Source organism: Myxococcus sp. MISCRS1 (genome assembly GCF_026626605.1).
Classification (GTDB): Bacteria; Myxococcota; Myxococcia; order Myxococcales; family Myxococcaceae; genus Myxococcus; species Myxococcus fulvus.
In genome coordinates this window covers 4282266-4294774 of sequence record NZ_JAPNKB010000001.1, presented here as the reverse complement: position 1 = coordinate 4294774, position 12509 = coordinate 4282266, and the positions used below count along the sequence as shown (strand labels likewise).

The window sequence follows — 12509 nt, the reverse complement described above, 5'->3', positions numbered from 1 at the left end:
CGCCGACTCCTCCAGCACACCCTCACTCCGTCCCTTTGCCGGCGGGAGCCCACACCCCGTCTCCACGTCCCCGCTCCTGAAAGACCTATGTCCTCGAATGTGAATGCCCGCGCCGCGCTCGCCGCCGCCTCCCTGTGGGTGGCGACTCCGGTGCTCGCCCAGGCGCCCACGCCTCCGGCCCCGGGCGCGCAAGCCGCGGCCCAGCCTCAAATCACCAGGCCGCCCGCGCTGGTGCAGCCCGTGGAGGCCGTGTATCCGCCGGAGGCGCTCGCGCAGGGCCTCACCGCCTCGGTGCGCCTCATCATCACCATCGCCGAGGACGGCAGCGTCTCCGACGTGCAGCCCACCGAGCCCGCGGGCCATGGCTTTGACGAGGCCGCGCTCGCCGCCGTGCGCCAGTTCCGCTTCTCGCCCGCCGAGGTCGACGGCGTGCCCGCGCCCGTGCAGGTCGAGTACGTCTACCACTTCACCCTCACCCCGAAGGCCCCCGCCGAGGGCGCCGCCACCGAGGAGCCCGAGCAGCCCAAGGCCGTCCTCACCGGTCAGCTCATCTCGCGCGGCAGCCGCTCGCGCGTGGCCGGCGCCACCGTGCGCTGTGGCGACGACGCGGACGCGGCGGAGGCCGTGTCGGACGCGGACGGCCGCTTTACCCTCGAGGTGCCCCCGGGGGAGTGCGCGGTGCGCGTCGTCGCCTCCGGCTACCAGCTCTACCAGACGAAGGAGACGCTGAAGGCGAACGAGACCACGGAGGTGAACTTCTACCTGGCCCCGGCCGGGAGCGCCTTCGAGACGGTGGTGCGCTCGGACCGCCCGAAGAAGGAGGTGGTCCGCCGCACGGTGACGCGCGAGGAGGCGCAGAAGACGCCGGGCACCTTCGGTGACCCCATCCGCGTCCTCCAGACGCTGCCCGGTGTCGCGCGCGCGCCGTTCATCTCGGGGGACCTGCTGGTGCGCGGCTCCAACCCGGGCCAGACGGCGACGCTGATGGACGGGGTGCGCATCCCCAACCTCTTCCACCTGCTCGGCGGCCCGTCGGTGGTGAACGCCGAGTTCATCGACTCGCTCGACTTCTTCCCGGGCGGCTACGGCAGCCAGTACGGCCGCGCGGTGGGCGGCGTGGTGGACGTGACGACGCGCAAGGGCGCGGCGGACACGGTGCACGGCTCGGTGAAGGTGGACCTGCTCGACGCGGGCTTCTTCCTCGAGGCGCCCATCACCGACGGCATCAGCGTGGCGGCGTCCGCCAGGCGCTCGTACATCGACACCATCCTCCCCGCGGTGCTGCCCAAGGACGAGGGCACCACGCTCTCCATCGTCCCGGTGTACTGGGACTACCAGCTCCGGCTGGACTTCGGCGCCCCGCGCGGCTCCACCCCGGAGCCCGGCGCGGCGCGCAGCACCGGCTACGTCATGGCCTTCGGCAGTGACGACAAGCTGCGCCTGGTCACCGGCGGCGAGGAGTCCTCCGCGGACATCGAGCTGAACACGCACACGCGCTTCCACCGCGTGAAGGGCGACTGGACGTACCGCAAGGGCAACTTCAGCTCCGTCTTCACGCCGTACGTGGGCGTGGACTACTTCGACATCTCCTTCGGCAACTACATCGAGGACGACACCATCTACTCGCTGGGCGCGCGCGAGGTGATGGCCCTGGACGTCTCCTCGCTGCTCACCGTGCGCACGGGTCTGGACGTCTACTTCGACCACGTGAAGATCGACGTGCAGGCCCCCTCCGTGGGCGGGGCCGAGTACGTGCCCTTCCCGGGCTCGGAGCCCGTCTCGGAGCTCATCTACGAGAAGCGCACCATCAACGGCTTCGACGGCGCGCTCTTCGCGGAGGCGGACCTGAAGCTCGGCCCCGTCACCATCACGCCGGGCGTGCGCGGCAACTTCCAGAAGGTGGGCGGCACGCGCAACTTCCTGTTGGACCCGCGCCTGTGGGTCCGCTACGGGTTCAGCGAGCGCACCGCCTTCAAGGGCTCGCTCGGCCTCTACAGCCAGCCGGCGGACACCTTCCAGTTCGTCTTCGCCCCGTACGGCAACCCGCTGCTCGGCTACCAGCGCGCCTTCCAGTCCAGCCTCGGCGTGGAGCAGCGCCTCAGCGACGTGTGGAACGTGGACGTCACGGGCTTCTTCAACCGCCGCTTCGAGAACGTGGTGTCTCCGGGTGACGTGCGCCCCTCGGACAACGGCAGCTTCGTCCAGGACCGCTTCGTCAACATGGGCATCGGCAAGGCGTACGGCGTGGAGTTGATGGTGAAGAAGGAGCGCGCCTCCGCCACCGACAAGTGGTACGGCTGGCTGTCTTACACCCTCAGCCACGCCGAGGATGGCCGCGCGGGCCTCAAGCCCCGCGCCGAGAACCCGCTCGGGGATGACGGCCTGCCGGGCGTGGGCGAGGAGACCTACGGCCCTAGCCCCTGGGACCAGACCCACATCCTCACGCTGGTGGCCAACTACGTGCTCGGCAACGGCTGGGAGCTGGGCGGGCGCTTCCGCCTCACCACCGGCCGTCCGGTGACGCCGCTGGTGCATCCGCATGACATCTACAACTCGGACTCGAACAACTACTCGCCGTCGTACGGGCGCTATCTCTCCGGGCGGGCCTCGAGCTTCCATCAGCTCGACGTGCGCGTGGAGAAGGGCTGGCGCTTCGACAACTGGACGCTCGCGCTCTACCTGGACGTCCAGAACCTCTACAACGCGGAGAACGTCGAGTTCGTCTTCAACGACTACCGCTACCGCAAGGAGATGGAGATTCCCGGCATCCCCATCCTCCCCGTGCTGGGCGTGAAAGGGAGCTTCTGACCATGGGGACCTGGTTCAAGTGTGGCGGACTGTTGTTGATGGCGCTGGGCGCGGTGGCCTGCGTCGACCCGGATGACCACTCATCCCACGTGCGCGACCTGCGCGTGCTGGGTATCGCCGTGGAGCGCCCGGAGCTGATGGCTCCGACGTGCGAGCCCACCGCGGAGGCGCTGGAGGTGCTCACCGAGCAGGTGTCCTATCGGGCGCTGCTGGTGGACCCTGCGGGACAGGGGCGCTCCATCGCCTACACGCTGACGGCCTGCGCGGACCCGGAGGACTCGCTCTGCGAGGACGCCTCGAAGCGCGTGGAGCTGGCGCGGGGCACCACGACGGCGGGCGAGCTGGTGCTGCCCATCCGGCCGGGCGCCTCGCAGCTCGCGGACGGGACGCTCTTGCTGGACGCGGTGCGCGAGGCGGACCCGTACCAGGGCTTCGGGGGCCTGCGCATGCCGCTGGTGCTGCACGTCACCGCGGGCGAGGAGGGCGTCTACGCGCAGAAGCTGATGGTCTTCACGTGTCCGCTGGTGCCGGGCATGGCGCCCAACCAGCAGCCTCGGCTGCAGGGGCTCACGCTGGACGACGCGGCGTGGGACGCGGAGGCGCTGCCCGAGCTCCAGGGGCAGGGGCCTTTCGTGGTGCGCGCCAATGACATCTCCGCGCTCGAGGAGTCGTACGTGGTGCCGGGGTTCCGCAAGGAGGCGGTGCAGCTCAAGGAGTCCTGGGCCATCACCTGGCACGCGACGTTGGGGAAGTTCTCCGTGGAGGAGACGGAGAGCGTGGAGTTCAACGGGCAGCCGGGCCGCCACCGCACGGAGTGGGAGCCGCCGGAGAAGGACGGGGTGGCACAGGAGGTCACCTTCTGGGCGGTGGTGCGAGACGGGCGGGGAGGCAGCTCCTGGCTCGTCCGTCGGGCGCGCTGGACGCCGTGACGTGGTAGCGGATGGCTCGCAAGGGGGCAGCCATCCGGGGTATGCCCGGTGCTCGCGCGAGGCCGGGCCGGAGCTGGAGCGGAAGTGGGACGCGGATGATGAGTGGGAGCACAGCGCGCCGGTGGGGACGCGTGGCCTGCGTGTTGGCCATGTGGGTGCTGGGCGTGTGGATGCGTGAGGCCCACGCGGCCCGTCGTGACGAGGCGCCCGACGCCACGTTGCGCCGCTTCGCGCTCATCGCGGGCTCCAGTGAGGGCGGCCCGGGGCGCGAGCGCTTGCGCTACGCGGGCTCGGATGCCCTGGCGATGTCGCGGGTACTGCAGGAGCTGGGCGGCGTGGCCTCGGCCGACCAGGTGCTGTTGCTGGAGGCGGACCGGGGCGCGTTGCTGGCCGCGCTCGAGCGGCTCGTGACGCTGGTGGAGGCCGCCGCCGTGCCGGGGCTCCGGCGCGAGCTGGTGGTGTACTACTCGGGCCACTCGGACGCGGACGGGCTGTTGCCGCGCGGCGAGCGCGTCTCCTACGACGATTTGCGCAAGCGGATGTCCCGCGTGCCGGTGGACGTGCGCATCGCCATCCTGGACTCGTGCGGCTCGGGCGCGCTCACGCGCTACAAGGGTGGGCTCAGGCGGCCCTCGTTCCTCACGGACGCGTCCGCGCAGGTGCGGGGGCATGCGTACCTGGCCTCCAGCTCCGCGGACGAGGTGGCGCAGGAGTCGGACACCATCGGCGCGTCGTTCTTCACGCACTTCCTGGTGACGGGGCTGCGCGGGGCGGCGGACACGTCCGGGGACGGGCGCGTCACGTTGCACGAGGCGTATCAGTTCGCGTTCCACGAGACGCTGGCGCGCACGGAGCGCTCGCAGGGTGGGCCGCAGCACGCCGCCTATGACATCCAGCTGGCGGGCAGTGGCGAGTTGGTGATGACGGACCTGCGCGGCTCGAGCGCGCGTCTGGGGATTGCCGAGGAGGTGCACGGGCGGCTGTTCGTGCGCGACTGGGGCAACCAGTTGGTGGCCGAGCTGCGGAAGCCGTTGGGGCGCAGGCTGTCGTTGGGGTTGGAGCCGGGGCGCTACCACGTCACGTTGGAGCGTCCGTCGCAGCGCTTCGAGGCGGAGCTGGTGGTGGGGGTGAAGGGGGGCGCGGAGCTGCGGGTGGGGGACTTCGTCCCGGTGACGCTGACGCGCACGGTGTCGCGTGGGGGCGTGGTGACGGATGTGCCGCTCGCGCAGGAGTCCTCGGGTGCGCGGGAGGATTTGCCGTCGGTGCCGGTGAACCTGTCGCTGGTGCCTCCGCTGTCGACGACGTCGCTGTGGGGTGGGGGTGGGCTCAACCACCTGGCGTTGGGGGGGCTGGCGGTGCGCTCGTTCCAGTTGCGTGGGGTGGGGGTGGCGGGAGGGTTGGGGTGGGTGGATGGGACGATGGAGGGGGCGCAGGTGGCGGGCATCGCCAACGTGACGGGGGGCGAGGTGTTGGGGCTCCAGCTGGCGGTGGGTGGCAACCTGGCCTTCGGTGGGGCGACGGGGGCGCAGATGGCGGCGGTGGTGAACTACTCGGAGCGGGCGTTCAGTGGGCTGCAGCTCTCAGTGGTGGGCAACCGCGCGGACGAGCAGATGCAGGGCTCGCAGCTCGCGGTGGGCGTCAACATGGTGGAGCGGCTGACGGGAGCGCAGGTGGGGCTCTTCAACCTGGCGGGCAGTGTGTCGGGCGCGCAGGTGGGCTTCATCAACGTGGCGGGGAACGTGAAGGGGGTGCAACTGGGGCTCATCAACATCGCGGATGACGTGTCGGTGCCCATCGGCTTGTTGAGCCTGGTGCGCAAGGGGCGCATCGCGTTCGAAATCTGGGCGGACGAGGTCTCTCCGTTGTCGGTGGGAGTGAAGTACGGCAGTCGCACGGTGCATGTGATTGCGAGCGCGGGGGTGTCGCCGTGGAAGGATTCGTGGCGGACCTTCAAGTCGTTGGGCGTGGGGGTGCACCTGCCGGTGGGGGCGGCGGACCGCTACTACGTGGACCTGGACCTCTCGCTGGGCGGGTGGACGCCGCAGTTGTTCGAGGAGGGGATGCCGAACAACCTGTATCGGCTGCGCGCGAGCTTCGGCTGGGAGCTCAAGCGGCGCTTCGCGGTGTTCGGCGGGTTGTCGCTGAACGCCTACAAGCCGCCCGAAGAGGACCCGGACGAGGACGTGACGTGGATGCCGCAGTGGCAGACGGGCCGAGGGGCCTCCGGCACGCGCATGTGGCCCGGCCTGTTCCTGGGCGTGCGCATCTGACGCGAGTCAGACCTCCTCGAACGCGGCCCCGGTGACCTTGGCTCGCTCCAGGGCCACCTTGAGGTCCTCGGAGACGATGAGGATGGACGACCATCCCCAGGTCCGGAAAACCTTGGTGGTGCCGACCTTCGTGGGGTCGATCTTCATGCCGAAGACGCTGCGGTACTGGCCGAGCTTGTCCGGGCGGTCGTCTTCCGGCTTCCAGTACATGACCTCTTCCGAAGCCTGGTCGTCGATGCAGCGGATGAGCTTCGTGGCCACGAGAACGAGGTACTCGTCAGGGCACCCTTCGATGTCCACGGGGAGGAGTTGCACGTCGTCGGGAGCCAGTTCCGCGAAGAGTGTGGCCACCCGGACGTGGACAACGGGCGTCAGGCTCGCCCCAGCCGTGCAGTACTCCAGTCGTCTTCCGGGCTCATCGATGGGGAGCGTCAGTCGCCCCTGGGCCCGAGCTGGACGGCCTGACGTGAACTCCCGGAAGCTCTCCGGCTCGTGCCCCAAGCTGTCCAGAGGGTCTCCCAGGGACCAGTTACCGCTCCGCATGTCTTCCTTGAGCCTGAAGTATCGGACGTGTTTCAGCATGAGGTGCCTCAAGAACCCGGTGCTCACTGAGTGAGGAGCCGGTTGAGCTTTGCTCCAGGGGTCTGTACTTCCTTGGCGAGTTTGCGCAGTTCGTTCGTCAGGAGATTTCGACAGGTTGTGATCTGACTGCAGTCTCCAAGTGCTTCCGTGAGTCGCACGAAGACATAGTCGTGATACCGCTCAGGGTGCGGCCCTTTGTGACCTGCGACCTTGACGATGTTCTCGGGATCTTTCAGTTCCATTCCAGCCCGAGTGAAGAGTCTTCGGAATCGTGGTGTCCAAGGTCCTCCTCGCGCCGTGGAGACATCGTTCTTGTTCGTGGCGATGTGATGCTTCTGGGGCTTGCCCATGCCCTGGTTCGCCATGGCCAGCGCATTCGGCGCGAGTGCGACGGTGAATCCCTCCGAAGTGAGCGCGATGGACCGGACGCTTCCCACCGCCGCATATTGGAAGCCGGCCTGGGTCTCCACGGCGAGGGCTGCCTGCGCCGAACCTGGGAGTCGAGGGGCCTTCGCCGCGAGTCCGGCCGTGTTGCCGATGGCGGCCGTGGCCAACATCAAGAAGACGCGTGCTGAGTTCTCCCCGAGGACTTCGCCGTAGGACTCGCCGGCCGAGTGGAGTTGCTCGAAGGTCCTGGCCTGGTCGACCGCGCGGACCAGCGTCAGCCATCCATCCAGCAGGCTCCACACCGTGTCCACGCCGAGGTAGGCGATGGCAAGGGCCGTCAACGTGGCCGCGACGCCCTTGGACACGGGCTCGGGGAGCGCCCAGAGCAGCAGGTACATGGTCACCGCGGAGGTGAGGGTGGCCATGACCGCGCTCGGGTCCGTCATGTCATCGAGGGCCTCCAGCGACGCTTCCCATACGGAGCCGAGGGCGATGGCCAGCGCCAGCGTGTACTTGCCATCGCTGGCCAATAGAGGGCCTTCATCGAGCAGACGTAAGCAGTCTCCGGGCTGGTCACGTCGTTCGCACCACTGGCCATAGGCGCGCGTCAGCTCGTCGTCCGTATAGGACTCGAGCAGGTGGGGGCCCGCCCCATCCTCCTGGGACTGGGGAATGAGCCGTGATGGACCGCGCTCGTACCGGTACACACCGCTGCGTGTGGGCACGCCGAAGAGCTCCCGTGCCTCCTTCATGGGATGGCGGAAGGGCGGAACGTCCCGGGCCAGCGCCGCCAGTGACTCCTCGAACTCAGCGTCGTCGATTCTGGCTTCTTCGACCTCACCGCCGACGTCTTCGTACGGGGTGAGCGTCACGGAGCCGTGCTCCGTCTCCAGCCGCACGACCCGGCTCGTCGCACAGCCAGGGATACACATCATCACGAGCAGCGGTAGTGCTCTGCGGAGCCACATGGAGAATCCCCCGGCGAGTCGCCAGCAATGCGCGGGCATCATCGTTGAGTGCCGGGTGTGTGCTCCACATGTCGCCTCCTCAAGGCCCTGGCTTCGAGCAGGGCCTCACTCGCGCAGGAGCCACTCCAGCAGTTCCTTGGCCGAGTCCACGTGGACGAAGTGGCCGGCGTTGGGGAACGTCGTCACCGGGCAACCAGCGGCCTCCAGGCGCGCGGCCTCGGCGTCGGAGACGTAGCGCGAGCGGCCTCCTCGAACAGCGCGCATGGGCGGACGGTCCGGACGCTCCACCGCGGCCCACAGGTCCGTGCCGTTGACGCGCGAGTGCAGCTCCGCGAGCGCCTGCCGGTCGAAGCGCCAGCGCACGCCGTCCCCCTCTGGCATCAGATTCATCACCAGCCAGTCGGCCAGATGGTCGGACAGTCCACGCGAGGTGAGCTCGGCGCGCATGTCCTTGCGGTTGGGCGCGCGCGGCGGCGCCTGGAGGAGGATGCCCAGCACCATGCCGCTGTCGGACAGGTCGTACGGCACGGGGCCCGGCGCGATGTCTAGCAGCGAGACGTGGGCGACCGCCTCCGGGACGTGGAGGCTGGCGGCGAGCGACACGCGGCCTCCGAGCGAGTGGCCCACCCAGTGGAGCGCGCCGCTGAAGCCCTGGGCCCGCGCGGTGTCCACCACGTCGCGCGCCACGCTGAAGAGGTCCGAGCTGGGCGGCGGGACAGGGGAGGCGCCATGGCCGGTGAGGTCCGGGAGGAGGAAGCGGCGCCGAGGGTCCGCCGCGCTCCACGCCGTCGCCAGCGAGCGCAGGTTGCGCCCCGTGCCCAGGAAGCCGTGCAGCAGCACCGTGGGCACATCCCCCTCACCGACCTGGAAGCTCTCGAGGACCACGCGACTCACACCTTTCTGGCCAGCCCGGGTGCGCTTGACCCGGGGGTGGGCCGTGCCGCTTCATACCCCGAACTTCTCATCGACGAGGTCGCTTCGCGTGTCCACTGTCTCCCTGTTGTTGTTCGTGCTCGCCGCCACCCCCGTGACGGGCAAGGCCGCTGACCCGAAGGCCGCCATCACCACGGTGCTGGATGACTGGCACCTGGCCGCCGCCCAGGCGGACGAGGCGCGCTACTTCAAGTACTTCACCCCCGACGCCGTCTACCTGGGCACCGACGCCACCGAGCGCTGGACGCGCGACGAGTTCCGCGCGTGGGCGAAGCCCTACTTCTCGAAAGGCAAGGCGTGGACCTTCAAGGCCACCTCGCGCCACATCACCGTGTCCAAGGACGGCAAGGTGGCCTGGTTCGACGAGGTGCTCGACACGCCGAACCTGGGGCCCAGCCGTGGCAGCGGTGTACTGGTGAAGGACGGCGCCACCTGGAAGATCGCCCAGTACAACCTGTCCATCCCCATCCCGAACGACATCGTCGATGACGTGGTGAAGCGCATCGCGGAGGCGTCGAAGCCCGCTGCGGCGCCCGCGCCGAAGAACTGAGTTGTCGCAGAGCCCCTGAGTGGGAAATCTCGGCCTGGGGGCCTCGCCGACAACGGCCCCGAACAGGACGAACCTCATGCCGGCACGAGGTCTGCACTGGCCACCTCGTGGCGCTTCTCTCCGGTGGTCGGAGGAAGGGCCGCGGGTCAGCGCCACGTGTGAAGCCAGACGCTGCAACGACATGGCGACGCACGCGACGAAAGCGACCCTGCCAGAACGTCACATGAGGTGAAGAACAGTCATGAACCGGAACAAGTCCAGGCAGCACCGCCGTCACCGTCGCGGCATGACGCTCATCGAAATCATGGTGGTCATCACCATCCTCGGGCTCATCGCCGCGGCGGTCGGCGTCGCCGTCATGCCCATGCTGGGAGAAGCGAAGGAAGACAGGGCCTCGTTGGACATCAAGAACATCGAGACCGCCCTCAAGCTCCACTACACGAAGACAGGACACTTCCCGGACACGAGCGCGGGGCTCGGCGCGCTCGTGGAGAGCCGGGTCCTCGAGCAGCTCCCCAAGGACCCGTGGCAGAACGACTACGTGTACCTCAACGAGGGCGGCCGCCCCGTCGTCCTCTCCTACGGCGCGGACGGCGCCGCGGGCGGTGAGGACGAGAACGCCGACATCTCGTCTGCCTCCGCACCAGCCCACAAGAGCTGAGTCGGGCCTGACGGATTCGGAGAGGCGAGCACTCGCCTCATCTGAACGACCTCGAGCGGCACGTGAGGCTCGAATGACGAGGGGCGACGGGCCCGAAGCACCGTCGCCCCGTGACACGCCGCTACGGCGTGTACAGCTCCGCCGAGGGCTCACCGGCGGGCCCGCAGCCCACCGCGAGCACCTCCTGGGTGTACAGCGGCGTCAGCGTGAAGCCCGCGCGGGCGACGCGCATGCCCGCTGTCTCCTTCCAGGTGTTCGTCGCCGGGTCGAACAGCTCCGCGCTGGCCAGCGTGGTGGTGACGGGCTGACCGCCGCCCACGCGCGACAGGCCTCCCGCCGCCATGAGCGCGCCCGACGCGAGCAAGGCGCTCGAGTGCTCGTGGCGCGTGGTGGCGAGGCTCCCCACCGGAGTCCACGTGCCCGTGGTGTGCGAGTACACATCCGCCACCTTCACGGAGAGCGCGCCGAAGTTGAGGGAGTTGCCCGTGCGTCCACCCGCGGCGAGCGCCAGCCCGGAGCCCAGCACGTCCAGCGTGAAGTCGCTCCTCCCCGCCCAGGCGATGTTGGTGGTGTACGTCCACGCCCCCGTGGTCGGGTCATAGAGCTCCACCGTCGGCGTCTGCGTCGTCATGGAGTTGGTGAAGTACGTTCCGCTCGCCACCATCACCTTGCCATCCGGGAGCAGCACCGCGCTGTGGTCCGCGCGGCCGAAGTTGAGGCTGCCCGTGACCGACCAGGTGCCCGTGGCCGGGTCGTAGACCTCCGCGCTGGTCAGGTAGTTGATGGTGTTGATTCGTCCACCGGCCACGACCACCTTCCCGGTGGGCAGCACCGTCGCGGTGAAGCCCTCGCGCGCGTTGTTCAGGCTGCCACGCGCCGTCCACGTATTCGTGTCCGGGTCGTACAGCTCCGTCGTGGTCTGCGTGGTGGACGCATTGCCGCCGATGACCAGCACCTGTCCCCACGGCAGCCGCACGGCCACGTGTCCGCTGCGCGCCTGCGTCATCGAGCCCAGCGACGACCAGGTCCTGGTGGCCGGGTCATACGACTCCACGCTCGCGAGCGGGGTGCCGGAGCTCGAGCCGCCCGCCACGAGCACCGCCCCCGAGGGCAGCTCCGTGGCGGTGTGCTGGCAGCGTCCCACCCACAGCGAGCCGGTGGCGCTCCACGACTGCTGTCCCGGCTCATACAGCTCCGAGGACGCCGTGGGCGTGGCGCCGATGGCGCCGCTGGAGAGCAGCACCTGCCCGGAGCGCAGCAGCGCGGACACGCCGCCGGTGCGGCTGGAGAGCAGGGGCGCGGTGATGCTCCAGGTGCCCGTGGCGGGGTTATACAGCTCGCTGGTGCCGCTGCTGTCGAAGACGAGCACCTTGCCGGACGGCAGCAGCGCGGCGTGGTGGCTGGAGCGGGCGCGGGACATGGAGCCGGTGGGCGTCCAGGTGTTGGTGGCCGGGTCGTACAGCTCCGCCGTGTTGGTGCCGCTGCCACCGGCGATGAGCACCTTGCCGGAGGGCAGCATCGTGGCGGTGTGGCTGTGGCGCGCCCGGCTCATCGGGGCGGCATGGGTGAAGCTGTTCGTCGCGGAGTCGAACAGCTCCGCGGTGCTCAGCGTGCTCAGCCGGCCGCTGCCACCCGCGACGAGCGCCTTGCCGCCGGGCAGCGCGGTCAGCGTGTGCCGGTAGCGACCTCCGTTCATGCTCGTGGCCGTCCAGCTGTTGGTGAACGGGTCATAGAGGTCCGCGCTGGAGAGGATGCCGATGGCGCCCGAGTAGCCGCCGGTGATGAGCACCTTGCCCGTGGTGAGCTTCGCGGCCTGCCCCACCGTGCGAGTCGAGGGAGAAGCGGCCGCGGCGGTCCAGGTCCCCGTCGTCGGCCAGTAGATCTCCGCGGTGTTGAGCACGACGCCCGCGCCCCCGCCGCCGTAGCCGTTCGCCACCAGCACGCGGCCGTTGTCCAGCAGGGTGGCGGTGTGCTCGCTGCGAGCGCCCGTCATCGAGCCCGTGGACGTCCACGAGGCGTTGGCCGGGTTGTACAGCTCCGCGGTGGCCGTCACGGCGCCGGAGATGCTGCCTCCGACGACGAGCACCTGCCCGGTAGCCAGCCGCGTGGCGGTGGCGTTGCCCCGCGCATAGAGCGCCGAGGTGGTCGGGAGCCATTGTGGCGTCGCGAGGGCCGCGGTCTGAGAGTCCGTGGCGGGAGGGGGTGACTCCACGGTCGCGGGACCACAAGCCGCGCAGGCAATGAGCGTGAGCAGGGCAGGAAGGAGCGCAATTCGTTTCATGGGAGCGCCCGACGGCGCGGGAATCGCTCTCCGCTCGGGCGCGGCGAATCCTGGACCCTTATCCCAGTCAGTTCAAACGGACCCTGACCGGGTCGGTCGCCACCTCGGCGCTCGAAGGAAATTTTTGAGCGTGGTGTGTC

Annotated in this window: 9 protein-coding genes; 5 read left to right on the top strand and 4 right to left on the bottom strand. The window is 69.5% G+C overall.

The genetic code is table 11. The features are described from left to right. Nucleotides 1-87: 87 nt before the first annotated feature. The 3 genes from OWM54_RS16625 to OWM54_RS16615 all read left to right on the top strand — a co-directional run bounded on the left by OWM54_RS16625 (nt 88) and on the right by OWM54_RS16615 (nt 6007). Nucleotides 88-2808 carry a TonB-dependent receptor gene (locus OWM54_RS16625; RefSeq protein WP_267698151.1) on the top strand — a complete coding sequence of 907 codons (2721 nt, stop codon included), beginning with the start codon at nt 88-90 and terminating at the stop codon, nt 2806-2808. 2 nt (nt 2809-2810) lie between these two features. Then, nucleotides 2811-3737, top strand: coding sequence for a hypothetical protein (locus tag OWM54_RS16620; RefSeq protein ID WP_267698150.1), 927 nt, complete (start codon nt 2811-2813; stop codon nt 3735-3737). Nucleotides 3738-3832: 95 nt separating this feature from the next. Continuing rightward, nucleotides 3833-6007, top strand: coding sequence for a caspase family protein (locus OWM54_RS16615; RefSeq protein WP_267698149.1), 2175 nt, complete (start codon nt 3833-3835; stop codon nt 6005-6007). A gap of 6 nt (nt 6008-6013) precedes the next feature. Here OWM54_RS16615 and OWM54_RS16610 read toward each other — a convergent pair whose 3' ends face one another. The 3 genes from OWM54_RS16610 to OWM54_RS16600 all read right to left on the bottom strand — a co-directional run bounded on the left by OWM54_RS16610 (nt 6014) and on the right by OWM54_RS16600 (nt 8829). Then, nucleotides 6014-6589 carry an imm11 family protein gene (locus tag OWM54_RS16610; protein WP_267701136.1) on the bottom strand — a complete coding sequence of 192 codons (576 nt, stop codon included), beginning with the start codon at nt 6587-6589 and terminating at the stop codon, nt 6014-6016. Nucleotides 6590-6612: 23 nt separating this feature from the next. Further along, nucleotides 6613-7944 (bottom strand): AHH domain-containing protein, encoded by a 1332-nt coding sequence (locus OWM54_RS16605; protein ID WP_267698148.1) that lies wholly within the window; start codon nt 7942-7944, stop codon nt 6613-6615. A 105-nt stretch (nt 7945-8049) separates the two neighbouring features. Further along, the gene (locus OWM54_RS16600) at nt 8050-8829 is read right to left on the bottom strand and encodes an alpha/beta fold hydrolase (protein ID WP_267698147.1); all 780 of its coding nucleotides are present in this window, start codon (nt 8827-8829) and stop codon (nt 8050-8052) included. Nucleotides 8830-8926: 97 nt separating this feature from the next. Between OWM54_RS16600 and OWM54_RS16595 the strand changes: the two genes are divergently transcribed. Together OWM54_RS16595 and OWM54_RS16590 are read left to right on the top strand one after the other, a co-directional pair. Beyond that, nucleotides 8927-9427, top strand: a complete 501-nt coding sequence (locus OWM54_RS16595) for a nuclear transport factor 2 family protein (RefSeq protein ID WP_267698146.1) — start codon at nt 8927-8929, stop codon at nt 9425-9427. Nucleotides 9428-9668: 241 nt separating this feature from the next. Next, nucleotides 9669-10088 carry a type II secretion system protein GspG gene (locus tag OWM54_RS16590; RefSeq protein WP_267698145.1) on the top strand — a complete coding sequence of 140 codons (420 nt, stop codon included), beginning with the start codon at nt 9669-9671 and terminating at the stop codon, nt 10086-10088. A 121-nt stretch (nt 10089-10209) separates the two neighbouring features. On the opposite strand, the gene OWM54_RS16585 is transcribed toward OWM54_RS16590, so the two are convergent. Beyond that, nucleotides 10210-12300 carry a Kelch repeat-containing protein gene (locus OWM54_RS16585; RefSeq protein WP_267698144.1) on the bottom strand — a complete coding sequence of 697 codons (2091 nt, stop codon included), beginning with the start codon at nt 12298-12300 and terminating at the stop codon, nt 10210-10212. Between the last annotated feature and the right edge of the window lie 209 nt (nt 12301-12509).